The organism is Ideonella sp. A 288 (assembly GCF_002198735.1).
Classification (GTDB): domain Bacteria; phylum Pseudomonadota; class Gammaproteobacteria; order Burkholderiales; family Burkholderiaceae_C; genus Pseudaquabacterium.
The window spans coordinates 1-25385 of record NZ_MWLO01000004.1 but is presented as its reverse complement, the minus strand read 5'-3'; the positions used below and the strand labels follow the sequence as shown (position 1 = coordinate 25385).

At 72.0% G+C, this 25385-nt stretch carries 16 protein-coding genes and 1 pseudogene; 3 read left to right on the top strand and 14 right to left on the bottom strand.

Features of this window, described 5'->3' with window-relative positions; genetic code table 11:
• A pseudogene (locus tag EOINJALH_RS00195) lies at window positions 1–565 on the top strand (hypothetical protein); the annotation flags it as partial.
• 103 nt (window positions 566–668) lie between these two features.
• Here EOINJALH_RS00195 and EOINJALH_RS00190 read toward each other — a convergent pair.
• The 11 genes from EOINJALH_RS00190 to EOINJALH_RS00140 all read right to left on the bottom strand — a co-directional run bounded on the left by EOINJALH_RS00190 (window position 669) and on the right by EOINJALH_RS00140 (window position 16972).
• A complete protein-coding gene (locus EOINJALH_RS00190; protein WP_088278293.1) occupies window positions 669–1334 on the bottom strand; it encodes a hypothetical protein in 666 nt (221 codons plus the stop codon).
• Window positions 1335–1737: 403 nt separating this feature from the next.
• Entirely contained in the window at window positions 1738–3156 is a 1419-nt protein-coding gene (locus tag EOINJALH_RS00185) for a coniferyl aldehyde dehydrogenase (protein ID WP_088278292.1), read from the bottom strand.
• 199 nt (window positions 3157–3355) lie between these two features.
• Window positions 3356–5479 carry a DUF6851 domain-containing protein gene (locus EOINJALH_RS00180; protein ID WP_158219592.1) on the bottom strand — a complete coding sequence of 708 codons (2124 nt, stop codon included), beginning with the start codon at window positions 5477–5479 and terminating at the stop codon, window positions 3356–3358.
• A 276-nt stretch (window positions 5480–5755) separates the two neighbouring features.
• Window positions 5756–6682: a hypothetical protein gene (locus EOINJALH_RS00175; RefSeq protein ID WP_088278290.1), complete on the bottom strand. Its 927-nt coding sequence runs from the start codon at window positions 6680–6682 to the stop codon at window positions 5756–5758.
• A complete protein-coding gene (locus tag EOINJALH_RS00170) occupies window positions 6675–10196 on the bottom strand; it encodes a response regulator (protein WP_088278289.1) in 3522 nt (1173 codons plus the stop codon). Before EOINJALH_RS00170 ends, EOINJALH_RS00175 begins: the two co-directional genes overlap by 8 nt.
• A gap of 301 nt (window positions 10197–10497) precedes the next feature.
• Complete coding sequence (locus EOINJALH_RS00165) at window positions 10498–12780, bottom strand: DEAD/DEAH box helicase (protein WP_088278299.1); 2283 nt, start codon at window positions 12778–12780, stop codon at window positions 10498–10500.
• Between the two features lie 50 nt (window positions 12781–12830).
• Window positions 12831–13229: a nitrile hydratase accessory protein gene (locus EOINJALH_RS00160; RefSeq protein ID WP_088278288.1), complete on the bottom strand. Its 399-nt coding sequence runs from the start codon at window positions 13227–13229 to the stop codon at window positions 12831–12833.
• 4 nt (window positions 13230–13233) lie between these two features.
• On the bottom strand, window positions 13234–13911 hold the full coding sequence (nthB, locus tag EOINJALH_RS00155; RefSeq protein ID WP_404872719.1) for a nitrile hydratase subunit beta: 678 nt from the start codon (window positions 13909–13911) through the stop codon (window positions 13234–13236).
• Window positions 13908–14555, bottom strand: coding sequence for a nitrile hydratase subunit alpha (gene nthA / locus EOINJALH_RS00150; RefSeq protein WP_088278287.1), 648 nt, complete (start codon window positions 14553–14555; stop codon window positions 13908–13910). Before nthA ends, nthB begins: the two co-directional genes overlap by 4 nt.
• Window positions 14556–14611: 56 nt before the next feature.
• The gene (locus EOINJALH_RS00145; protein ID WP_088278286.1) at window positions 14612–15373 is read right to left on the bottom strand and encodes a YdiY family protein; all 762 of its coding nucleotides are present in this window, start codon (window positions 15371–15373) and stop codon (window positions 14612–14614) included.
• A 180-nt stretch (window positions 15374–15553) separates the two neighbouring features.
• Window positions 15554–16972 carry a reprolysin-like metallopeptidase gene (locus EOINJALH_RS00140; RefSeq protein WP_088278285.1) on the bottom strand — a complete coding sequence of 473 codons (1419 nt, stop codon included), beginning with the start codon at window positions 16970–16972 and terminating at the stop codon, window positions 15554–15556.
• 321 nt (window positions 16973–17293) lie between these two features.
• On the opposite strand from EOINJALH_RS00140, the gene EOINJALH_RS00135 reads away from it, so the two are divergent.
• A complete protein-coding gene (locus EOINJALH_RS00135; RefSeq protein WP_158219591.1) occupies window positions 17294–19465 on the top strand; it encodes a PAS domain S-box protein in 2172 nt (723 codons plus the stop codon).
• Here EOINJALH_RS00135 and EOINJALH_RS00130 read toward each other — a convergent pair.
• Window positions 19459–21828 carry a C1 family peptidase gene (locus EOINJALH_RS00130; protein ID WP_144289786.1) on the bottom strand — a complete coding sequence of 790 codons (2370 nt, stop codon included), beginning with the start codon at window positions 21826–21828 and terminating at the stop codon, window positions 19459–19461. The two genes, EOINJALH_RS00135 and EOINJALH_RS00130, sit on opposite strands and share 7 nt — an antisense overlap.
• Before the next feature lie 291 nt (window positions 21829–22119).
• On the opposite strand from EOINJALH_RS00130, the gene EOINJALH_RS00125 reads away from it, so the two are divergent.
• Window positions 22120–22800, top strand: a complete 681-nt coding sequence (locus tag EOINJALH_RS00125; protein ID WP_088278283.1) for a hypothetical protein — start codon at window positions 22120–22122, stop codon at window positions 22798–22800.
• A 27-nt stretch (window positions 22801–22827) separates the two neighbouring features.
• Here the strand turns inward: EOINJALH_RS00125 and EOINJALH_RS00120 are convergent, their stop codons facing one another.
• Both EOINJALH_RS00120 and EOINJALH_RS00115 read right to left on the bottom strand, forming a co-directional pair.
• Entirely contained in the window at window positions 22828–24057 is a 1230-nt protein-coding gene (locus EOINJALH_RS00120; protein ID WP_404872718.1) for an MFS transporter, read from the bottom strand.
• Window positions 24058–24082: 25 nt separating this feature from the next.
• Window positions 24083–25385, bottom strand: a 1303-nt coding sequence (locus EOINJALH_RS00115; RefSeq protein WP_144289785.1) for a DUF748 domain-containing protein, incomplete at its 5' end; no start/stop codon positions are given.

Below are 25385 nucleotides of genomic sequence, written 5' to 3'. Positions count from 1 at the left end.
CACGGCGCCCGCCGTGGCCGCGCCGACGGTGGCCGCGCCGACGGTGGCCGTGCCGTCCGTGACTGCGCCGTCCGTGCCTCCGACTTCCGCGGTCAACCGCGTCGAGCTCACGCCGGCGGCACCCGGCGTGGCTCCGCCCACCGCGTCGGTCGCACCGTCGACGTCGCCAGCCGCCACGGCGCCACCCGGCGGCGTGGCCGAGGCATCTGCGCCAGCGTCGCCGCTCGCCGCGCCCGCCTCGCCCGACGCCGTCCGCCTGGGCGGCGGTGCGCCCGACGCCGGTGCCCGCCTGGGCCGCGACGTGGCCACGCCACCGTCGGCAGCGTCCAGCGCGCCTCGGCTCAACCTCGAGCTGCCGCGGGGCCGCAGCGGTGAACTCTCGCAGCAGAGCTCGCGCGGGGTGCTGCAACTGCTGCCGCGCCCGCCCGACACCAAGTCGAAGCTGACCGAGGGCATCGAGAAGGCCGCGCGCGGTGACTGCCGCGAGCGCTACGGCTCGATGGGCCTGGCCGCGGTGCTGCCCCTGGTGGCCGACGCGCTGCGCGACAAGGGCTGCCGCTGGTGATCGGTGCGCGCATCGTTCGCGTCAGCGCGCACAGCGGCTCGGCATGGCGCACCGCCCCTGCGCGGCAGCGGCCGGCGGGCCGCCGGCGGTCGCCTGCGAGGCTTCAGCAGCCCACGTAGTACGAGTAGCTGCTGGACGAGTCGCCCGGCGACGTCCGCCCGCTGACCGCCGTGCAGCCCTTGCCGACGAACACGCTCTCGCCGCGCGAGACGTCGCTGCGGTAGTAGGGGTTGTTGCCGCCACGCCGCGCCACGGCGGCGTTGAAGTTGAACAGCGGCACGCCGGCCTCGGTGGCCACGTTGCCGGCGGCGTCCCAGCGGTAGCGGCCGGGCACCACCGGCCCCACGGTTTGCAGTCGCTGCACGTCGAAGGGGTGCAGTTCGCGCCCGTTGACGAACACGCCGGTCAGCCGTCCCTGGCCGCCGCCCGATGCCGTGGCCGGCAGGGGCCCGCCCAGCGGCAGGCCCGGCGCCAGCACCACCGCCACCGGCCCGCCCCACACGCCGGCGGCGCCGGTCATCGGGTCGTACCAATAGCGCCCCGGCGGCACGGGCCCGGTCCGCGCCTCGAGCTGGCGCAGCACGCGCTGCCCTTGCGCATCGAGCGGGCGGCCGTTGAACTGGATGCCGCCGCCCTGGGAGGCCGTGCCGGCCTGCGCCCAGGCCGCGCCTGACAACAGCACCAGAACGGCCGCGGCCAGCGTGGCCAGCACCGCAGTGGCCGCGACGGCCGTGCCGTCACCGAATCGGCGATGGTGTGGTGAGCCCATGGTGTGCCTCCTTGCACGCAAGTGTGGCGCATCGGCCGGGCTTGCGCATCCTGCGGACGGAGGACGCCGCGGGCCGGGCCGTCGAGCCCGGTCGACGGCCCGAACGGGACCGGCTGCCGCCAGGTGGGCCGATGGCCTGTGCCGAGTCGCGCACTTCACGCGCCAGAATGGGGGCCGACGAGCCTGCGTGCAGCCGCCACCCGGACATCCGGGTCCACACGCCTCCGGTCGTCGGGGCGGGGGTCGGAGAGCAGGGTTCAATGGGCGCCGCAGGGCGGCCCTGACGCCGGTGCGTCACGGTCTCGTGATGCTCACCCGACTCATGAGGAAACGCACGGCCGCTCCGAAGTTTCCTCACCCCCTCGGGGGGCGGCGGCGGGCCTTTGCCGCCGCCTCGGGGCGCTCACAAGCGCTTCATCCACCCCAGCATCCGCCGCGCCATCGCGCTGTACGGCGGCAGGAATATCGCCATGCCGTTGAGCCGCGCCTGGCGGAACACCGGCTTGAGCTTGCTCAGCGTGTCGAAGCCCCACTGGCCGTGGTAGTGGCCCATGCCCGACGGGCCGACGCCGCCGAAGGGCAGGCTGTGCTGGGCAATGTGCAGCAGCGTGTCGTTGACGCTGACGCCGCCGGCATGGGTGCGCCGCAGCGCGTCGTCGACACGGGCGCGATCGTGGTCGAACCAGTACAGCGCCAGCGGCCGCGGCCTGGCATTGATGTGGGCGATGGCCTCGTCGGCGCTGTCGCAGGGCACCAGCGGCAGCAGCGGGCCGAAGATCTCGTCGCGCATCAGCGCGGTGTCGTCGGGGGTGCCGATCAGCAGGTGCGGCGCCAGGCGGTGGCGCGTGTCGTCGCGCGCCGGGCCGTCGAACAGCGGCACGCAACGCGCACCCGCGCCGGCGGCCTCGTCCAGCGCGTCGGCCAGGCGGCGGTACTGGCGGTCGTTGACGATGCTGCAGAAGCCCGGGTCGCCCAGCCCGCCCGGCACCATGCGCTGCGCCTGCGCGCGGGCCTCGGCGATGAAGGGTTCGATGTCGGCACGGGGCAGCAGCACGTAGTCGGGGGCGATGCAGGTCTGCCCGGCGTTGATCAGCTTGCCGGCCAGGATGCGCTGCACCGCATGCGCCAGCGGGTAGCCGGGCGCGATCACGGTGGGTGACTTGCCGCCCAGTTCCAGCGTCACCGGCGTCAGGTTGGCGGCGGCTGCGGCCATGACGCGGCGGCCCACCGGCGTGGAGCCGGTGAACAGCAGGTGGTCGAAGGGCAGGGCGCTGAACTGCGCCGCCACCTCGGGGCCGCCGGTGACCACGATCACCTCGCCGGCCGGAAAGGCCTCGGCGCACAGGCGCTGGAACAGCGCCGAGAACCGCGGGGTGAACTCCGACATCTTCACCATCGCCCGGTTGCCGGCGGCCAGCGCCGCGGCCAGCGGGCCGACGGCCAGGTACAGCGGGTAGTTCCAGGGCACGATGATGCCGACCACGCCCAGCGGCTGCGGGATGACCTGCGCCGACGCCGGCAGGAACCACTGGCCGACGCCGGCACGACGCGGCTTCATCCAGCGGCGGCCATGCCGCAGCGCGCCCTTCACCTCTTCGAGGCTGGGCCAGACCTCGGCCAGCTCGGTCTCGATGGCCGGGCGGCCGCCGAAATCGGCGTCGATGGCCTGGGTGATCTCGGCCTCGTGCGCCACCAGCAGGCCTTGCAGCCGGCGCAGGGCGTCGGCGCGCTGGGCCCAGTCGGGGAAGGGGGCTGCTGCCGCCGCGGCGCGCACCTGGGCGAAGCGGGCGTGCAGGTCGATCGGGGCGTCTTGGATCTTCATGCCGCGATCGTAGGGCGACCGCGGCGCCGCGGGTGGAGGAATCACCCCAGGGCCGACGGCCCCGGGGCTCAGGTCTGCCGGGCCAGGTCAGCGTCGCGCCGAACTCGGCGCGGTGCCTCGGCGCCGTGCCGGGGTCCCTGGGCGCGGCGCCGATGGGCGCCGGCCCGGCACGAATGGGCCCCGTCGTGCGGCGGTTTGCTCAGCGCGCCGCCTTGTACAGCGCCTGGACCTCGGCCGCCGACAGCGCGCGCGAATGGACGCGCACGCCGTCGACGTCGCCGTAGACCGGGTCGCGCAACTGGCCGCTGAACTTGCCGCGGCCCACCGCGAAGCTGCCGTTGGCCGACCAGCGGTAGGGGTAGGCCACGGTGGATTCGGCCCGTCCGTTCACGTACAGCGTCAGCATGCCGGTGGCGGCGTCGCGCACGCCGGCCAGGTGCACCCAGGTGCCGGTGGCCGGGCCATGGCCCGTCGTGGCGGAGTAGCGGTTGGCGATGTCGGCGTCGAAGGCACGCATCGCGAACTTGAAGGCACCCGCGCTGCCGTTGCAGGGCGCGTCGATGCCCAGCAGGAAACCGTAGACGGTGATGCCGTCCTGGCTGGCCAGCGCCTGGTTCTGGCAGTTGGGCAGCTGGTTGAAGCGGATCCAGCCGGCCACCGAGAAGCTGTTGGCGGTGTTGATCGTCGCCGTGGCCGTGGCGCCGAACGGCTGGGCCGCGCCGGCGAAGCGCACCGCGGCGCCCGAGATGGAAGGCTGCACGATGCTGGCGCCGGCGTTCAGCGTCAGGGTGCGGCCGCTGCCGCTGCGGTCGGGCACCTGGGTGCCGATGGTGTCGTCGAACATCCATTCGGCCACCATGCCGCTGGCCAGCGTGCCGAGCGCCCGTGCCCGGTCCCAGGCCTGCTGGCCGACCTGGTCGCCGAGCCACAGGCCGACGGTGTTGTCGTCGGCGTAGTGGATGCCGGCGTACAGGCGCGAGAGGCCGGCGTCCTGGGCCGCGGCGGTGAAGGTGGGGTAGCTCAGCGTGGTGGGCACCGCGGGCACGTTGGGTTCGACCCGGCCGAACCCCGGTGGCACCACCGTGCTGTAGCCGAAGGTGTCGCTGCCGGTGAAGGCGCGCAGCACCGCGGCACTGGCGGCCGAGAACGTGGAGTGGCCCGACACCCAGCCGGGGAACGACGGCGTGAGGTTGCTGCCCGGGTTGTAGGGCGTCCACTTGCCGGCGTCGATCCACTTCACAGGCTGCTGCGGCCCGCCCCAGGCCAGCACCTGCTGGCCCTGGCGGAAGTAGCGCACCGAGGTGATCGGGCGCACGCCGTCGTACTTGCGCTTCAGGTGCCAGGCTGCGATGCCGGCGTCGAACGACGCGTTGTGCAGCGCGAAGAACATCTTCACGTCCTGATCGATCGTGTTGGCGTCGCGCTGCGACACGAACTGCGCGAACAGGCCCCAGTGGCCGGGCGGCAGCTCGGACTCGGGGCCGTCGGCCCAGTACTCGACGATCACCTTGCGCTGCATCGTGATGCCGGCGCTGTAGGCCAGCATGCTGTCGATGTCGGCCTGCAGATTGGCCCAGCCCTTCAGGTAGTTGGGCCCGGCGGCCACCGGGCCCTGGGCGTCGAACTGCGAGGCCGAGGTCAGCGCGAAGGGCGTCACGCGGTCCCAGTGCGGCGCCGCGAACCGCTGTATCGCCCCTCGGTCGTTCACCAGCGGCTGCCAACGGGAGGCGTCGCTCACGTTCAGCAGGCAGGCACCTGCCGTGGTGGGCAGGCAGAACGGCATCGGTGCGTTCGCCGGCACGTAGCCGGTGTAGTCGGCGTAGGCGCCGACGGCGAGGTCGCCGTACTGGTTCGAGCCGTCGCTGCGCCGGCTGGCGATGACGGCCGCCGCCGCGCTGTTGCCGATGCCCTGCGGCCGCGTCAGGTCGCGCGTGGTGTCCCAGGGGTTGTGGCCCAGGCCCGTCATCACCGCCTGCAGCCGCGTGGCGCCGGCCGGGAACAGGTTCAGCAGGCAGTTGTAGGCGGCGTGGCTGAGCGCGGCCGACTTGTTGGCCGTGGTGCGCTCCACCGACGGCCGCCGCGGCAACGAGCTGACCACGCCGAACGCGGCAGCGTCGTAGGCCGTCCAGGCGTCGTAGATGCAGGTGTGCGTGATGGCCAGCGCGCGCGCCGCCACCGGCGGCGCCAGCGCGCCGGCGCGCAGTTCGGCCAGCACGGCCTGGTTCCACGTCACGACGACGGTGGGCGCAGCGGCGTGCGCGGACGGCAGGGCCAAAGCGGCCAGCGCGGCGCCCGCGGCCCAGGTTCTAACGGTTCCCAACATGCGTGCCTTTCGACGAAAGCGGTCCGTCCTGCGGCATGCCGGTGCGACCTGGCGCGATGTTGCAGCAACGACCATGCGCCACGGGGCGCCGGCACGGCTGACGGGGCCAGTTCCCCCGCGAATGCGGGGCGCCGATCTGCGGGGGGGCAGGGGCGACTTCGGTGTGCACCTGTTGCGCGTGCCTGTCGGCATGCAGGCGGTTCTCCGACTGCTGGGCAAGCTGCGTCACCTCGACGCGCAGGCCACAGCGATCGGCTGGCTCACCGACACGCACCGCTACTTGCGAGGGGCCAGTTCGGCAGCCAGGTCGTCCCACCAGAACCGGTCGTCCACAGGCGCCAGGGACGACAGCTGGGGGTTGGGCAGACGGAACACACGCCGCCCGGACAGGTCGACACCGTCCAGCACCAGGCGCTTGTAGGCTTGGTAGCGGTGCTCGAATTCGCCGGAGCGCGCCATGCGTTGCAGTCCGTCCTGCAGGCGCTGGGCCATGCGTTCTCCCAGTGCGGTGCGGGGCACGAAGAAGTAGCGCGGCATCGGGTAGTGCAGGACGATGCCACGTTCGATGACCATGCCGGGAATGTCGTCGCGACGGCTCAGCCACTCGTCGCGCACCTCATTGACCCCGCGCGAGAACAGGTCGAAGCGCCGCGCCCCCAGCATCTTGAACAAGCCCTCGTAGTCATTGGCCAGCGCCAGCTTGAATCCGTTGGCCTCGAGGATCTTGACGTCGGTCCACGGCGTGGACTGGCCGATGCTGAACCGCTTGAGGTCGGCCAGGGTGCGCACCGTGTCGAGCCTGGGCTGCAGGTCAGCCATGATCAGGAACACGCGGTAGCCGAGCAAGCCGCGGTCCAGCGGAATCGGCACCGGGCGAAGACGGGTTTCGAGTTCGAGGTTGGTGGCCCGCGACACGATGTTGACACGACCGCCGTCGCCGGAGGCCACTTCGGCCGCGGCGCGTGTGAAGTTCATGGATTCGGCATAGGGCTTGAGCTCGTAGTCGCCGTACTGCGCGCGCGTGGCCTCCAGCGCAGCCTGCAGCAACTGCCAGTAGTAGGTGTGGCGCGTATCGTTGGCCGATTCGGCCGGTGGATGGACGAACCGCATCGGCTGCGCGCCGGCCGCAGCGAGCCAGCCCATCATCGCGGTCAGCACCAGCCACCGAAGCCAGGCCGGCCTGAGCAGAGTGCGCTCATGCATGGTGATCTCCTTTCCCTGTCGTGCCGGCCTGCTCGGCCGCAAGGTGCCGCCGCGCCGCCAGTTCGGCCTCCGTCCAGGCAGCCTCGAGTCGCGCCACCGGCTCCTGCAAGGCCTGGGGGTCGCCCTGGCCTGCGGCGTGTTCGAGCGCCAGCGCCGCTGCGCTCAGTGCCTGCGCGCCGATCGAGGCCGCCGCGCTCTTGGTGCTGTGCGCCAGGCGACTCAGCGCCAAGCGATCGCCCGCGGACAACGCAGCGCGCAGTTGCTGCCGCAAGCTGTCGATGTCGGCCACGAACAGCTGCAGCACACGTCGGTACGCCTCGGCACGGCCTCCGACGGACATCAGGCCATGGCCCAGGTCCAACGCCGCTGCCGGTGCTTGCGGCGCCGGGACTGGCGCATCGGGCGATGACGGCTGCGTGGGTCGCAGCGGCGCACGGGCCAGCCAGCGCGCCAGCGTGGCCGTCAGCTCGGCGGCGTCGATCGGCTTGGTCAGGTGATCGTTCATGCCGGCCTCGGAGGTCTGCCTGCGGTCCGACGGCAGCGCACCGGCGGTCATCGCAATGATGGGCAGCTTGGCAAACCGCGGTTGGAGCCGGATCTCGCGGCAGGCCTGCAGGCCGTCCATCACCGGCATCTGGATGTCCATCAGCACGGCGTCGAAAGGCTCGTCGGCCAGTCGGTCGATCGCCTCCTGGCCATTGGCCGCCACGGCAACGCGCGCACCCTCATGGTCCAGCATGCCTTTGCCGACTTCCTGGTTGATGAGGTTGTCTTCCACCAGCAGGATGCGTGCACCCTCCAGTGCACGGCCCCGGATCGCTGCGGCCTGGGCCGTCGCGAGCGACGGGGCCGCTGTGGCGCCATGCCCGAAGGCCAACTCGATGGCCTCGCGCAGGGTCGACGCGCTGAAAGGCCTGGGCAGCACAGCGGCCAGCGGCAGACCGGCGGCCGCCTGTCGCAGCGCCTGCGCGCCCAGCATGCCCGCCATCAGGATGACCAGGGGCGGCACCGGTTCGTGGTGCAGCACGCGCAGCAGCGACAGGCCATCGCTCCCGGGCAGCTTCCAGTCCGCGATCACCAATCGGTAGGGACCGTCTTCGCGCCACCGGTCCAGCGCCTGCACCGTCGAAGACGCCGCATCGGCCGTCATCCCCATCGCAGCGACAAGTCCGCCCAGGATGCGCAAGGCGTGCGGGTTGTCGTCCACCACCAGCACCCGGGTGGACCGCAATGCGGCGGGCAGCGGGCGGCTGGGGATTTCGGCGGCATCGGCTCGCTCGAAGTCGGCCACGAAGCGGAAGACGCTGCCTTGGCCGGGCTGGCTCTCGACGGCGATGCGGCCGCCCATCAGATCGGCCAGGCGCTTGCAGATCGCCAGGCCGAGCCCGGTGCCGCCGTACCGGCGAGAGATGGAGTTGTCGCCTTGGCTGAACGGGGTGAACAGGCCGGCCTGTTGTCGGTCGCTCATGCCGATGCCGTTGTCGGCCACCGAGAACTCGAGCGTCGCGTTCGCGCCGGGGTAGGCCAGCACGCGGCAGCCCACGACCACGCTGCCTGCCTCGGTGAACTTGATGGCATTGCCGGTCAGGTTGATCAGGATCTGGCCCAGCCGCAGCGGGTCGCCCACCCAGTGCAGCGGCGTCCCGGGGGCCACGTCGAACAGCAGCTCCACGCCCTTTTCCTCGGCGCGCAGGGCCAGCAGGTTGGCCAGGCTGTCGAACACGCGATCGAGGTGGAAGGCGACATGTTCGATGTCCAGCCGGCCCGCCTCGATCTTGGACAGGTCCAGGATGTCGTTCAGGATGCCCAGCAGGGATTTGGCCGAGCCGTGCGCCTTCTCGATGTAGTTGCGCTGCGTGGCATCCAGGTTGGTTTGCAGCGCGAGACTGGACATGCCGATGATGGCGTTCATCGGCGTGCGGATCTCGTGGCTCATGTTGGCCAGGAATTCGCTGCGCGCCTGGGCGGCGGCCTCGGCAGCCTGCTTGGCCTCGATCAGCGCCTCCTGCGACGCCCGGCGCAGGCTGATGTCGGTGAGGAAGGCGATGTGGTGGCCTGGCCGGTCATCGACCGGTGGCTTGTAGTACAGCAGCACCTCCACCGGCAACTGTTGGCCATCGCCGCGCTGCAGCGTGGTCTCCAGCCGTGTGAAGTCGATCCCGGGCAGCGCTGGCCAGGCGCGCAGGAGACCTTCTCCCGCGAGGTTCGGGACGACCTCGCTCACATGCAGCTGCTGCAGTTCGTCCGCCGTCCGACCGAGCAAAGCGCCGGCTTGGTCGTTGGCATAGGACAGGCGTCCGCTGGCCGCGTCGATGCGCAGGATGCCGATGCCGGCATGGTCCATCGCGAACTGGATCTCCTCGCGCTGTCGGTTGCTGGCCTGCAGTTCGGCGGTGCGCATCTGCACCAGTTCCTCGAGGTGTTCGCGGTAGCGAGCCAGTTCGTGCTCGACCTGCATGCGGTCGGTGATGTCGTCGAGCACGGCAATGTAGAGTGCCTCCGACTTCATCCCACCCACCTGGACCACGCGCACCTGGCCGTCCTTGCGGGTCGCGTGATAGGTTTGCGCCGGCACCGGGCGGCCGTGATGGCCGGCCTCGTCCCACTCCCGGCGCCAGCCGGCCATCACCCGCCGCCGGTCGTCCGGGTCGGGGAAGACATGGGTGGCCCATCCCGACAGGGTGGGGATCTCCTCATACGCATAGCCGAAGACCTCGAAGAACCTGTCGTTGATGAAGACGATGCGGTCATCGGCATCGGACAGCATGATCGGCATCGGGAGCAGCCGCAGCACCTCTCGCAAGCGCTCGGCCGACTGCTGCAATGCCGCGTTCTGCGACGCCAGCTGCCGGACCATGGCATCGATGGCCGTCTTCAGCCGTTCCAGCTCTCCCCGGAACCGCCATTGCCCCATCTGCTTGGGTTCGCCCTCGCCACTCGCGACCTGCACGGCATACGACTCCACCAGGCGCAGGGGCCGCAGCACCAGCCGCTGCATCAGCAGGTACAGGCTCAGCGTCAGCAGCACGTCGAACAGCAGGATGGACACGGCGGTGTAGATCCAGGCCCGGCGCAAGGCTTGCTGCACCTGGCGTGCCGTTGCGTACACCTCCAGCGTGCCCACGACCTGGTCGGCGTGCAGGATGCTGCGCTCGGTGCGGTGCAGTCCGGCGGTGTCGAACCGCTGACTCAGGGTGTGCGCCACTCCCTGCGCGTCACGCGCCATGATGACCTGCTGGTCGCCCACCTGCACCACCACGCCCGCCGATCGCGGATCCTGCATCTGGCTTTCCAGCAGCCGGTTGATCTGCGGGTACTCGAGGTTCCAGACCGGCGGTGCCAAGCTGACGGCGAGTTGATCGGCCCCCAGCTTCAGTGCGCCTTCGAACTCGGACCACTTCTGGACGCTGTACGAGTGGTAGGCGATGGTGCCCACGCCGCCCAGCACCAGCGACACGCAGATCACGATGAACGTGATCACCAAGGTGGCAATCGACTGGGGAGTGGGGCGCATCGTATCCCTCAACGAGAAACGCAGACCCGCAAGATGGCAGTCAAAGCATACCCGTCGCAACCGCAGGACCGGTCAATGTCTTCGTCTCTGCGTTGAGCATCGTCAAGTCCGCAGACTGGCGCGCGCCCGTTGCCGCCCGAACGGCGGGAACCACCGACATGGGCACGCAGCAATGCCCAAACAGCAGAGGCTGGGGCTCAGCAGCGCAGGCCCTTCGAACGCCCATCTGCTGCCACACGGCTCCCCGAACACGGCACCCCGAACACGGCACAACCCGCGCTGGGCACGGCATCCGTCGCGGTCACCCCAGCGGTGCCAGCAGCGCGTCCAGTTCGGCTTGGCCGAACTTGGGCGCCAGCGCGGCGTCTTCGCCCAGCACGCCGTCGGCCAGCGCCTGCTTGCGCGCCTGCAGTTCGAGCAGCCGCTCCTCGATGCTCCCCTCGGCCACCAGCAGGTGCGAGAACACCGGCCGCTGCTGGCCGATGCGGTGGGCGCGGGCGGTGGCCTGGCGCTCGACGGCCGGGTTCCACCAGGGGTCGAGGTGGATCACCGTGTCGGCGGCGGTGAGGTTCAGGCCCACGCCGCCGGCCTTCAGGCTGGCCAGCAGCAGCGGCACCTCGCCGGCCTGGAAGCGCGCCACCACCTGGCCGCGTTCGGTCGGCGGCGTCTGGCCGGTGAGGGCCAGCCAGCGCAGGCCCAGCGCGTCCAGCTCGGGCTGCAGCAGGCCCAGCAGTTCGGTGAACTGCGAGAACACCAGCACCCGGCGGCCCTCGGCCACCAGCGTGGGCAGGTGCTCGCGCAGCCAGCCGAGCTTGGCGTTCTCGGGCGGCGGCGGGCTGCGCGGGCCCTTCACCAGCCGCGGGTCGCAGCACACCTGGCGCAGTTTCAGCAGCGCATCCAGGATGGCGATCTGCGCGCCGGCAAAGCCGCTGCGGTCCAGCACCTTGCGCACCTGGTCGTCGGCGGCCACGCGCACGCTTTCGTACAGGGCGCGCTGGCCGCCTTCCAGCGGCAGGCGCTCGATGGTCTCGGTGAGCGGCGGCAGCTCCAGTTCCACCTGGTCCTTGCGCCGGCGCAGGATGAAGGGCCGCACGCGCGCCGCCAGCAGCGCGGCGCGGGCCGTCTCGCCGTTCTTCTCGATCGGCCGGCGCCATTGCTGCTGGAACTGCCGCCGGTCACCCAGGAAGCCCGGCAGCAGGAAGTCGAACTGCGCCCACAGCTCGCCCAGGTGGTTTTCCAGCGGCGTGCCGGTGAGGCACAGGCGGTGGCGCGCCGGCACCCGGCGCACGGCGCGCGCGGTGCGGCTGCCGGCGTTCTTCACCATCTGCGCCTCGTCCAGCACCAGCAGGTGCCAGGGCCGGGATTCGAGCACACGTATGTCGCGCCACAGCAGCGGGTAGCTGGTCAGCACCAGGTCGTGGCCGTCGATGCGCGCCTGCTCGGTGCCGCGGCGCGGGCCCTGCAGCAGCAGCACGCGCAGTTCGGGTGCCATGCGCCGCGCCTCGGCCTGCCAGTTGAACAGCAGCGAGGCCGGCACCACCACCAGCGCGGGGGCGTCGGCCAGGCGGCCGGCGTGCTTCTCGATCAGCAGGTGGGCCAGCGTCTGCGCGGTCTTGCCCAGGCCCATGTCGTCGGCCAGGATGCCGGCCAGGTGCTGCGCGCGCAGGTGCTGCAGCCAGGCTACGCCGTGGTGCTGATAGGGGCGCAGCGTCACGCCCAGGCCGGCGGGCAGGGGCAGGTCGGGCAGGCCGCCGGCGGCCTGCAGGCGCCTGGCCAGGGCCTGCAGGCCGGCCTCGCCCTGCAGCGCCCAGGCGCCGTGCGGGCCGGCCCGGCGCGCGGGGTCGCCGGCCAGGGCCAGGCGCAGGGCTTCGAGCCGGTGGGCCTCCCAGCCGTGCAGCGCGATCGGGCCCTCGCGCCGGCGCGGGTCGGTGATCAGGTCGAGCAGGGCACCGACGATGGCCTTCAGCGGCGCCGCCGGCGCGTGCAGGCGGCGGCCGCCGGGGGCACGCAGCTTCACCACCTCGGCATCGTCGATGGCCGCCAGTTGCTCGGCATCCAGCCAGCGGCGGTCGCGCTGCAGCAGGCCGGCCAGCAGCGGGGCCAGGTCGAGCACCTGGCCGTCCACCTCGACGCCCAGGCTCAACAGCCAGCTGCCTTCGCCGTGCGGTTGGCGCAGCGCGGTGACGCGGGCGGGCCGCCCGGCCATCGGCGCGGCTACGGCCTGGCCCAGCACCTCGCCGCTGGTGGCGTCGAGCACCAGCCGCCAGGCCTGCACCGGCACGCTCTCGTGGGCGAAGCCGGGGCGCACCACGATCTGCCAGCCGTCCTGCTGCAGCAAGGGCAACTGGTCGGCCCAGAAGTCGCCGAATCGCTCTTCCTGCACCAGGGTCCACAGCGGCACGTCGGGCAGCGGGGCGGGCGCGCCGCGCCATTGCAGCACGCGTCGATGAAGTGGCAGCAGGCCACTGTCGCGCAGGTGCTGGTGGGCGGTGGCGAGGGCCGCGGGGTCGGCGCCCGCGGGCTCGTCGAGCCAGGCGACGGTGACCTGGGCGCCGCGCGGGCCGAACGGCCCTTCCGGCCGCATGCCCAGCAGGCCGTCGCCGCGGCTCAGCGTCTGCAGCGTGAGGCGCAGGATCACTGAGCGGCGTGCGGCGGCCCGTCGAAGTCTGCGGCCTGCAGCACGATCGGCTGGCCGTGCGGCGTGCGGTCGGCCGCATGGTCCCAGGCCTGGGCATAGCGCGTGAGTTCAGCGTCCGTCGTGGCGCCCTTGGCCGCCACCAGCGCCTCCAGCGCCGCCAGCCAGTGGCGGTAGTAGGTGTCGCCCAGGTCGGCGTCGCCGGCGGCCTGGGCTCGGCGGATCTGCTCGGTCAGCGCGGCGGCCCATTCGGGCCAGGTGAACAGGCCGCGCTGGTGCAGTTGCAGCACCATCGCGAAGGCCTGTGCCTGCCAGGGCTCGGCGAACACGGGCTGCTCGCGGTCGCCCAGCGGCAGGCCGGGGCAGGTGCGCAGGTCGGCGGTGCTGGCGTCGCTCATGGCGTCAGGCGGGCAGCAGGTAGGGTTGCCAGGCGTCGACCGACACGCGCAGGCCCGGCGCGGCCTCGTCGCCCCACAACTCGGCGCCGTCGAAGACCACGGTGTACAGCCACTGCGGCTGCTCGCCCAGCCCATGCGCATGGGTGTCGGCAAAGACATGCAGCCCGTGCACCCGCTCGATCACCCCTCGCTTGCCGGCGACGTAGCCGGGCAGGCGGGTGTGGTGTGCCATGGGGCCAGGGCGCGTGCGCACCGCCTCGCCGACGGCGAAGCGGGCCGGCTCGGCGGCGGCGTCGGGCCGCTCGGTGGGTGAACCGCGCGCCAGCGCAGCCGCCACGTCGGCAGCGGCCAGCTGGCGCGGCAGCGGGCGGGCCGGGTGCAGGGCGTGGCCGGCGGCGATCTCGTCGGGCAAGGCCAGGCCGCGCTCGGCCATCAGCGCCTGCAGGCCCGCCATCCAGATTTCGTAATAGGTGAGGCTGGGATAGTCAGGCAGCGTCTCGCGGGCGGCGCGGCTGGCGTCGATGTTCCAGGCGCCGGTGGCGCCCATCGCCAGGGTCAGCGCCAGCGCCTTGGGCTCCCACGCGGCGTGGAACAGTTCGCCTTCGGGCTCGGGCTGCACGCGGCCGTGGCCAGGCTGGCCGCCGAGGTCGGCCTGGGTGGGCCAGGGCAGGGCGGCGGTCATGCAGCGATCGCCTTCGCCAGCCCGGTGCCGATCATCGAATCGCGGGTGACGAGGTCGGCCAGTTGGTCTTCGGTCAGGCCCTCGGTGCCGGCGGGGCGTTCGGGGATGACGAGGTAGCGCACCTCGGCGGTGGAATCCCAGACGCGGATCTCGGTGCCTTCGGGCAGGGTGACGCCGAAATCCGACAGCACGCCGCGCGGGTCTTTCACCGCGCGCGAGCGGTAGGGCGCGCTCTTGTACCAGGTGGGCGGCAGGCCCAGCACCGGCCAGGGGTAGCAGCTGCACAGGGTGCACACCACCATGTGGTGCTGCCCCGGGCCATTGGCCACCGCCACCATGTGCTCGCCCTGCCGGCCGGTGTAGCCCAGCGAGGCGATGGCGGCCGTGGCGTCGCGCAGCAGCCAGTCGCGGTAGGCGCTGTCCACCCAGGCCCGCGCCACCACCCGCGCGCCGTTGCGTGGGCCGATGCGGGTCTGGTAGGTGTCGATCAGCACGCCCAGCGCGGCGGGATCGATGTAGCCCTTCTCGGACAGCACGGTTTCCAGCGCGCGCACGCGCAGGTCCATCTCGCCGAGTTCGCTGTGCTCGTGATCGTGATCGTGGGCGTGCCCGTGATCGGGGTCGTGGTCGTGCGCGTGGGCCATGGCCGGATGCTACGACAGGCCGGTCGCCGGGGCGCCGGCCTGTCGTGCCGCCGAGATCAGTCGAACTTGACCGACACGCCCGTGGTCAGCAGGCTGTCGGTGGCCTTGCGGCCGGCGCCCGGCTCGGAGTTGTGCGTCACGCCCAGGCCCACGTTCAGGCTGTAGGTCTTGGACATGGCCACCGACAGGCCGGCGTCGAAGGTGGCGCGGTACTCGCCGCTGTTCTTCAGGTTCGGGTACACCGCCAGGCGCTGCTTGGCGCTGGTGGTGTCGCTGAGCTTGTGGCTGGATTCCTCGGCCAGGAACAGCGAGGTGTAGTTGTACTTGCTGCGGCGCTCGCCATCGATCACGGTGGCGTCGAAGAACTTGTCCGAGCTGTAGCTCAGGCCGCCGAACAGGTCGAAGGTGGTGTCGGCCGACTTGATCACGTGCAGGCCGAGGCCGCCGCTGAGCTGGCTGCGCAGCTTCAGGTTCGAGAACTTGTTGCGTTCGAGGTCGAGCCCGCCGAAGCCGAACAGCGCATCGGTGAGGTTGCGGTCGTAGCGGCTGCCCAGGCGCAGTTGTTCGGCGGTCGTCTCGTCGTTGGTCTTGGCGTACTGGGCGGTGCCGAACAGCGAGATCTTGTCCTGCGCGGTGGCCTTCACGGCGTCGGCGTTGAACGACAGGTTGCTGGCATCGGTATTGCCCGACGAGAGGCTGGCGCCCAGGCCCAGCGCCGCGCGCCATTGGCCATCGGGCTTGACGGTGGCCTGAGCGTGCACGGCGCCGGAGGCGGTGGCGAGGACGAGCAGGGCGGGAGCCAGGGTACGGAACTGCATGGATCGATCTCCAGAGAACAGGATTGGAAGGACAAGAAACGCGAAAGGGGTCTTCTCGACCCCTCGCGTGAGGAATTATTGGAGGGCGGGCGGCGATGCGACCCCTACCAAGGTCTGGGTTTGACCTGCCCCAAACGAGACATCGCGGGACTGTGGTGCGCGCGCGTCACGTGGCCAAGCTCAGCCCTGCGGGATGTAGTCCAGCCCCGTCGTGGCCAGGCCGGCCAGGTCGATGTGCAGCGCGTTCACGTCGGTGTCGGCGGCCAGCAGGGCCAGGCTGGCCTGGGTGTGCACGCCCGAGTCGAGCAGACCCTGGAAGTGCGCGTGCTCGGCCGCGCTGGGGGCGCTGCCGACCACGTTCAGGTAGACCCGGCTGACGAAGGCGGCGTTCGACCGACCGCCGGCCAGCTGGGCGAACAGCTCGGTGCCGACGGCCAGGTCCAGCAGCTCGGCATAGCCCACGCCCCGGTCCAGCAGGTCCAGGCCGATGCCGACGAGCTCGCGCTGCGCCAGCGTCGACGGGCCGAAAACGGCGCCGATGATCCTCGCCACCTGGGCGGCGTGGCCGGCCGGGCTGTCGGTGTCGAGCGCCGCCGCGCCGTCGCTGAAGCGCAAGCGCTCGATGCCGACCAGCGTGTCGGTGCCATCGATGCCGCGGCCGTCGTTGACGCTCCAGCCAGTACCGCTGCGCACGGCCGTGTAGGCGCTGCGCGGGCCGCCGTGGTCGGCGGTGTCCAGGCCGCTGCCGCCGTCGAGGCGGTCGTTGCCGGCATTGCCGCGCAGCCGGTCGTCGGCGCCGCCGCCGCTCAGGCTGTCGGCACCCTCGCCGCCGACCAGGGTGTCGGCGTTCGCACCGCCCACCAGGGTCAGGCCGGCCGGCGGCGTGCCGGGCGTCAGCGACAGGCCGCGGCTGGCGTTGTAGCCCCAGGTGCCGCCCAGCCCGTCGCCGCCATAGATCCAGGCCAGCGCCAGCTTGTCGTAGGCCTGGAACTCGCTCTTGATGGTGCCCCGGCTGGTGTAGGACATCACGGTGTTGTCGGTGTGGTCCTCTGTGGCGGGCAGGGTGACCTGCCCTTCGAAGGGATGGTGCAGGCCCATGGCATGGCCCACCTCGTGCAGCAGGGTCTCGTAGCCGGCGTTGCCGGCCTGCGGCGCGCTGGTGCTGCCGCGCCACTCGACGTCGTCCAGGAACACGTAGGCCTCGGCCGTGTAGCTGGACAGGGTCTCGCCCGAGTACCCGTAGCCCCACGAGGTGCTGGTCAGTCCGGTGGTCTGGCTGCCCGCCAGGTCGGCGTTGGCGAAGTGCAGGTCGGCGCTGGCCGGGGAGGTGGTCTCGACGAAGGCGATGCCGGTGATTGACGCCACGTGCGCCAGCACGGCACGCGCGGCGGCGGTCTGGCTGGCGTTGAAGGCGGCGGGCGAGCGGTCGGGCGCCGCCTCGGTGAGCGGTGTGCTCATCGCGAAGGTGAAGTACAGCGTGTTGGCGGCCGGGGTGATGTCGGGCGTGAGGAAGTTCCAGTTCGCAAAGCTGTCCATCAGCGCATCGGCACGGCGGTCGCCGGAGGTGCGGACGGTGGTGGCTTCGGTGACAGTGGCCATGGGCTGCAGACGACGGGCGCGGATCGGACGGCTGGCCAGTGTCCCATCGACCCACGGGCACCGGTCGTGCGCAATGGCGGACCGGCACCCCCTTTGCAATTGCTTTCAATGGTTGGCGCGGTGCCTGGCCGCCCGACCGCCCGACCGCCCGTCGGCGATGTGCGGCTGTCGACCGTGCCGAAATGCCGGCTACACCCAGAGGTATATGGGGACATCGACTTGTTTGATCGACCTTGGCTGTGTCCTGTCGTAACCTCGCCGCAATGTTTCGTCCGCCGGATGGCGGCCAGCACCACCGTGGACAGTGATCTATCGCCCAGGATGGACCAGGCAGGACAGTCCGGCCCAGACGCAGCGCGCACCGCCTCGTCGGTGGCCGTGCCCGTCGGCCCGCGTCTGCACTTCGACCAGATCATCCAGCGTTCGCCGGTGGGCATGGCCCTCATCGATGCCGACGGCCTGTACCGCGCGGCCAACCGGTCCTATTGCGACCTCTACGGGTGGCACGAGGACGAGTTGCTGGGCCGCAGCTTCACGCAGTTGTTCGCCCCGGCGCTGCGGCCGACGATGCTGCAGCGCCATCGCAGCTTCCTGGCGGGCGAGGGTTCGCTCGACGGTGAGTACGACCTGCAGCGCCGCGACGGCTCGCCGGTGAGCGTGCTGACCGAATCGGTGCGCCTGGCCGGCGACGACCCGGGCGAGGTGCACCGCCTCGTGCACGTGGTCGACATCACCGTGCGCCGGCGCATGGAAATGACGCTGGCCGACTCGCAGCGCTTCGTGCAGTCGGTGCTCGATGCCTTGTCGGCCCACGTCTGCGTGTTGGACGACCAGGGCATGATCGTTGCCGTCAACCAGGCATGGCGCAACTTCTGCCAGGCCAACGACGGCACGCCGGCCAAGACGCAGGAGGGCACCAACTACCTGGCTGTGTGCGAACTGGCGGCCCTGTCGGGCACGGCCCAGGCACCGGAGGCGAAGGCCTTTGCCCCGCTGCTGCGCGAGGTGCTGGAAGGCCGGCGCGCCGAGTTCCAGTTCGAGTACGGCTGCCCGTCACCCGAGGTGCCGCGCTGGTTCGTCGTGCGGGTCTCGCGCATCGCCGGCAGCATGCCCGGTCGCGTGGTGGTGGCGCACGACGACGTCACCGCGCTCAAGCTGGCCCAGCAGGCGCTGCAGCAGCGCGAGGCGGCCTTGCTCGACCTGACGGCCTCCATCCCGGGTGCGATGTTCCGGCTCATTGCGCGGGGCGGCGACCGCACGCTGACCTACGTCAGCCCGGGGGTCGAAGACCTGCTCGGCCTGACCCCGGAACAGGTGATCGCCGACCGCGGCGTCGTCCTGCGCGGCATCGTTCCCGAAGACCAGCCTGCGTACGAGGCCTCGAGCCAGGCGGCGTTGCAGAACCTGCACACCTGGGAAGTCGAGTTCCGCTTCCGCCTGCCCGACGGCGCGCTCAAGTGGATCCATGCCAAGGCCTCGCCCAAGCCCGGCGAACGGGGCGAGACCATGTGGACCGGGGTGATGACCGACGTGTCCGAGCGCAAGCGCATCGAGGCCGGACTGCGCCACAGCGAAGAGACCTTCCGCACGCTGTTCGAAACCGTGGCGCAGGGCGTCGTCTACCAGGACGCCGATGGCCGCATCCTCTCGGCCAACCCCGCGGCGCAGCGCATCCTCGGGCTCACGCTCGACCAGATGCAGGGCCGCAGATCGATCGATCCGCAGTGGCATGCAATCCGCGAGGACGGCACCCCCTTCCCCGGCGAGGAGCACCCGGCGATGCAGGTGCTGCGCACCGGCCAGCCGGTGCGCAACGTGGTCATGGGCGTGGCGCGCCCCGACCAGCGCCAGGTGTGGATCCTGGTGAGCGCGGTGCCGCTGCAGCGCAATGGCCAGCTCGAGCAGGTGTACGCCAGCTTCGAGGACATCACCGATCGCGTGCGGCTCGAGAGCGAACTTCGCCTGCAGGCCACCACCGACTTCCTCACCGGTGCGGCCAACCGGCGCAGTTTCATGGCCCGGCTCGAGGCCGAGTTCGAACGCCTGCGCCGCCATGCCGACATGTCCAGCTGCGTGATGGTGCTCGACCTCGACCACTTCAAGCTCGTCAACGACCGGCACGGCCACGCCGTGGGCGACGCGGTGCTGCGTCACGTGGTGCAGCTGATGCGCGAGCAGACTCGCCGGCTGGACATGGTGGGCCGCTGCGGCGGCGAGGAGTTCGCGGTGCTGCTGCCCGACACCCGCGGCGACGAGGCCATGGTGCTGGCCGAGCGCCTGCGCGAGCGTGTGCAGCAGTGCCCGCTGGAGCTGGGCGACCTTCGCGTCGAGGTGACGGTGAGCATCGGCATCAGCCCGATGTCGGCCCGGGACGCCTCACCCGAAGCGGCCATGCTGCGGGCCGACCAGGCCTTGTACGAGGTCAAGCACCTCGGCCGCAACGCCCTGCACCTGGCGCCGGCGCCCCCCGCCAGGTCGGCCGCGGATCAGTAGTCCAGCCACTCCACCGGGCCGACCAGGGGCGCGCCGGTGATGCGGGCGATGGTCTGCCCGATCACGTCGACGTCGTTGTCGAACGCGCCGTGGGCCGCCGGCACGGTGCGGCCTTTGCGGTTGACGCGCACGCTGGGGATGGGCACCGGGTGCAAGTGCACGTTGCCGGCGCGTTGTTGCCATTCGTGCACGGTGGCCACTTCGGTGTCGGCCCATTGGTCGCTGGTGTTGTATTGCGGGTCCAGCGCGCGGGCCATGCCCAGCAGCGGCATCTTGCGCTCGTCGTCCAGCGCGCGGCTCACCAGGTAGAGCAGCGACTTGCCGTACAGCGTGACCGGTCCCAGGCGCAGCAGGTCGTCGTCCTTCTCTTCGCGGTCTTGCAGATGGTGCAGGTGCAGGTGGCCCGGGTCGAGCACCGCGGCGTCCTGGTCGAGGTAGTGGCGCAGCGCGAACCGCACCGAGCAGGCCGCCGCGAACAGCGCGCAACTGGCCACCGGCAGCCGGGGCTCGGCCGCCAGCCGCGTCAGCAGGTGGCCCAGCACGAGGCTGCCGGCCGAGTGGCCGACCAGGTGCAGCTCCAGCGGCTTGGCCCCCAGGCTGGCCTGCAGCCGACCCAGCGACCGGGCCAGCAGCGTCCAGCCGCGACCCGGGTGGGCACCCAGGCGCGCGTTCTCGCGCATCTCGGTCCACAGGCCCTTGGCCACCTTGCGCGCCAGTGCCTCGACACTGCGGTCGCGGGCCTCGCCGATGCCGTCGAACATGCCCCTGGCCTGCGTGCCGTCGCCGGCGATGCCGAAGCGCTCGGCCACCTTGTCCTGCAGGATATGCAACAGCGTCTCCATCGGCCCGGTGCGCCAGGTGAGGAACAGCGGGTAGATGCCGTTGGCCTCGAAGTAAGGCGCCAGCACGCGGATGCGGTCGATCGACTCGTCCTGGCTGTTCAGCCCGCCGTGGGCATAGATGACCAGGCGCGCCACGGGCTGCGCCTGCAGGAAGGCCAGCGGCCGCACCGCCACCTGCTGGTCGACGAAGGCACCGGGGTCGCTGTCGATGCCGGCCAGCACGTCGGTGACGATGAGCCGGCCCTCGTTGCCGGTGACCAGCGTGTGCTCGTAGGCCTTGGCGGTGGACCAGGGCTGGTAGGCGGCGACCTCGAACTCGCGGTCGATCGGCCAGGGGTCGTCGGGCGGATTGGCCGGGTTGCCGACGGCGTCGTCGAACGAGCCCAGCGATCGCCCGCTCGGCGCCGGCCAGCGCAGCGCCGCGATGCGGTCGGACGACAGCCGGTGCACTTGTGCCACGCCCAGCGCCACGGCCCAGGCGTCGGTGCCGTGGCGCACCCAGTCGTCATAGGGCAGCACCGCAAAGCCGCAGGCGCCCCAGCGGTCGCCCCACGAGTTCTGCACGATGAAGCCGCGCTCGTTGTAGCCCACCAGCGCAAAGGCGTGGCCGCCGGTGGACTGCGGCTTCTGGGGCGGCGGCACCGCGGGCAACTGGTCGGCGCCGTGCGAACTGGGGGCGCGCTCGAGCGTCTCCACCCGGTCCCAGCCGTCGTGCACCTTGGCCGACACGTACACCGCACCGATCTGGCAGATTGCCGCCTGCAGGTCGGTGACCGAGCGGCGGTTGATGCGGTAGTACACGCCCAGCGGCCGCGTGGCGGCGTCGCGGTCCCAGCCTTCCAGCGGCGCGACGCGGCGTTGGCGGTGCGGCCACAGGTCTTCGAGGCACACGCCGTGCTTGTGCCAGCCCTTCAACGCGCCGCGGCAGGACGAGCCTTCGTAGGCATCGCCGGGCCACTCGTCGTAGCGCCGGGCCAGTTCGTACAGCATGCGCGGGCTGACGCGGCCCGAGCCCTCGCCCTTGGACACGCCGCCCTGGCGCAGCCACATCAGGTAATTGATGACGGCCGCCAGGCCGAAGCCGGTGCAGGCGCCTTCGTTGCCCTGGTCGAGCACCAGCCCGGCCTGCACGTAGCCGGGCACGAAGCGGGCGAACTGGTCGGGCGGCGGGTGCTGCGGCGACAGCGAGCGCAGCGGTGCGGCGTAGTGCAGGTCGCGGAAGTCGAGCCGGTCGGGGCGGGCGTCGAACAGGCCGTTGGCGAAGCTGGATTCCTTGACGGCGGACGGCGCCGCCGGCTTGGCAGGCTTGGGTGTCTTGGCCGGCTTTGCGGGGGCGGCCCGCTGGGGCAGCTTCGAACCCTTTGCTGACTTGGCAGGCGGCTTGGCGGCGCCCTTCGGCGCGGCCGGCACGCTTGCCGCCTCGGCGGCAGCTTTGCTTGACTTGCGCGGTGCGGTGGCCTGGGCGGCTGCGGCCCGGCGCGGGGCGCGGGTGCCGGCCGGTGGGGTCGATCGGGTGGCCATGGTGTCGAGCCTTTGCCGAGCAGGGGGGAGGGCCAGTGTCCCGAGCGGACCGGGCCCGTGTCAATCGGCGCCGACGCGTGGCGGGCCGGTGGCGTCATGCCGCGGAAGGACGCGCTGGCCGGCGGCACCCCGGCCCGGCCGCGGCACGCGGCGCCGTGGCAAGCCGTGCGCACCGGCGGCCACGCCGATGGGCGGTGACCGCGCTCAATGCGGCATCGCCCCGCCGGGCTTAGCGTGACCACCTGCCGGCAGCGTGCCGCTGGCCGGCGTGGCCGAGAAAGGAGACCGTCCATGCATGCCCACCTCGCCACCCGCACGCCCGCCCGCCGCGCCGCCCTCGTCGGTGCCCTGGCCGTCGCGCTGGGGGCTGCGCTGGGACCCTCACTGCTGGCCGGTTGCGCCAGCGCGCCGCCGCGGGCCGAGCGCTACAGCCCGCCGCCGATGGGCTCCAGCTGGACCTACCAGGTGACCAGCACGGGCAGCTTCGGCAATGGCACCACCCAGCTCACGCTGCGCATGGCCCGGGGCACCTGGGAAGGCCGCGAAGTGCTGAAGTTCGAGGCGCCCGCCTTCTCGCAACTGCAGGACGCCCAGATCGGCCTGCTGGCCGTGCTGGATGCGTCGGGCCGCGTGATGATGAGCTACGACCCGCCGCTCACCTTCACCTGGCCGCTCGAGGTGGGCCGCACCTGGCGGCACCAGCACGTGCTGACGGCGAACCCCGGCGAACGCAAGGTGCCGATGATCTCGGAATGGGTGGTCGAGGCGCACGAGGACGTCACCGTGCCCGCCGGCACCTTCAAGGCTTGGCGCGTGGCCATGACCGACAGCTTCGGCTTCCGGCAGGTGATCTGGTCGGTGCCCGAGACGATGGGCGTCTTCGCCCGGCGCACGTCCGAGCGGCCGGCGGGGCATCCCCAGGGCGCGGGCACGCAGCTGTTCGAGCTGACCCGTCGGCCGTCCATGCCGTGACGCCGGCCCGGGTGGCCGTGCGGCGGGTCAGGCCACCCGCACCGCCGGGGGCCGGTGGCCGCCGCCGCGCGCCCAGGCGAAGCCTGCCTGGGCCAGCCCGGCGGCCAGCCCAAGCGCCACGCCGGCCTGCCAGGCGGCGTTGTACGAGCCGGCCAGGTCGAAGATGAGCCCACCGCCCAGCGCGCCGGTGAAGCTGCCGAACTGGTGGCAGACGAAGGCCACGCCGCCCAGCATGGCTTGCCAGCGCAGGCCGAAGGTGTCGGCCACCCAGCCCGACACCAGCGGTGCCACGCCCAGCCACAGGAAGCCCATGATGGCCGCGAAGACCAGCGTGCTGGTCGGCGTGGGCGCCGACATGAAGTAGCCCGCCAGCACCAGCGAGCGCACGATGTAGATGCCGCCCAGCAGCATCTGCTTGTTCCAGCGGCCGCCGGCCCAGCCGAAGAACAGGCTGCCCAGCACGTTGAAGCCGCCGATCATGCCCAGCGCCTGCGCGCTGAGCATCGGGTCCATGCCGCACAGGTCCAGGTACGAGGGCAGGTGCGTGGTCAGGAAGACCAACTGCATGCCGCACACGAAATAGGCCAGGGCCATCACCACGAACAGCGGGTTGCGCAGCGCCAGCGCCAGCGCTGCGCGCGCGTTGTGGCCCTCGCCAGCCTGTTGCGGCAGCGGCAGCGCATCGACCCGGCCGGCCATCCACGCGGCCGGCAGCATCAGCAGCGCCAGGGCGGCGAAGGCCCACACGCCGACGCGCCAGCCCTGCTGCTGGGCCAGGGCCTGGCCGATGGGCGCGGCCAGCATCGCGCCCAGCGAGCCGGCCGCCGAGACAATGCCCAGCACCGTGCTGCGCACGGCGGCGGGCACCGGGCGCGACGCCGCCGCCAGCGCCAGCGCGCTGCCGTTGCAGGCCATGGCCGCGCCGATGGCCACGCCGGCGCCCAGCATCACGCCGGGCAGGCCGGTGGCCGTGGCCAGCAGCACCAGGCCGGCGATGTACAGCAGTGCGCCGCCCACCATCAGCCGCCGCATGCCCAGGCGCACGGCCCAGGCGCCGGCCAGCGGCTGCAGCACGCCCCAGGCCAGGTTCTGCACCGCGATGGCCAGCGTGAAGTCCGACACCGTGATGCCGGTGTCGCGGGTGAGCGGCGGCATGAAGATGCCCAGGCTCTGGCGCAGGCCCATGGCCAGGCTGAGCATCACCGATGCGCCGATCAGGATCGGCAGCGAAGGTCGCAGCGCGACGAGGCGGGACACCCGGGCGCTGCTCATCGGATGGCGATCACGGCAGCGCCAACGTCAGCTGCGCGCGCGGCGCCCAGCCGGTGTCGGCATCGCCCGGCCCGCGCAGCTTGGGTGCGGCCAGGAACAGCCGGTCGGACGGCAGCCCGCGGCCCACCAGCGCGTCGCGCACGGCGATGGCGCGTTGCAGCGCCAGCTCGCGCACGCTGTCGGGCGTGGCCGGCTGCGCGGCCAGCAGCATCGCCTCCATCTCGGCGGGCGGGATGTCGCGCGCGATGCCCAGCGCATTGCGCGGCTTGTCGGGCAGCGGGGTCTGGCGGTACAGCTCTTTCAGCAGCCGGGCGCGCTCTTCCGCGCTCATCGGCGGGGCGGCGGTGGGCCGTGGCGACGAGGCTGAGGCCGCCGCCGCGCTGGCCGCCGCGGGTGCCGCCGGCAGCGTGCCGCTGCGGGCCTGCTCGCGCCGCCGCTCGGCCAGCAGCCGCGCCTCGAAGGTGGCGCGCTGCAGCGCCTGGCGCTCGGCCACGGCGTCGGCGGTGCCGGTCACGGTCATCGTCAGCGCCGGGCGGTCGAGCAGCGCCTTGGCCACCTTGTCCAGCGCCTCGCGGCCGGCGTCGGTGATCGCCACCGTGCCGGGCTGGAAACCGACCACGCTGAGGTCGTCGCTGCCGCCGCCGGCCAGCAGCGCGAAGGGCGCGGTGAAGGCCTTGGTCAGCAGGTTGACGATGATCTTCAGGATGATGCCGCCGACGCTGAACTGCGGGTCCTGCAGGCTGCCGCTGACGGGCAGGTTGATGTCGATGACGCCGTGCCGGTCCTTCAGCAGCGCCACCGCCAGCAGCACCGGCAGCTTGGTGGCGTCGGGCGATTCGACCTTGCCGCCGAAGGTGAGCTGGTTGAGCACCACCTGGTTCTTGGCGTCGAGCTTGCCGTCGGGGTCGATGCGGTACGACACGTCCATGCTGAGCTTGCCGCGCTCGATGGCATAACCCGCATACTTGGCGGCGTAGGGCGACAGCGGCGCCAGCTCGAGGTCGGTGGCGCGGGCGCGGATGTCCAGCGCCAGCGGGTCGGCCGTGGGGTTCAGCTGGCCGACGATGTCGAGCAGCGCAGTGCCCTCGGCGCGGCCGCGCAGCTCGAGCGCGGCCATCTCGCGCGTGCCCGATCGAAAGGCCCCGAGGCGGCCGTTCAACTCGGTCAGCCGCGCGCTGTAGTTCGGGCGGATGAAGCGGTCTGTGAAGTCGACGCGGCCGTTGACCAGCTTCACCGGGCCGATGTCCAGCGCCAGCGCCGGGCCGCCGGTGGCGCCCGAGGCCGAGGCGGCGGGGCCGGGGGCCGGGGCAGCG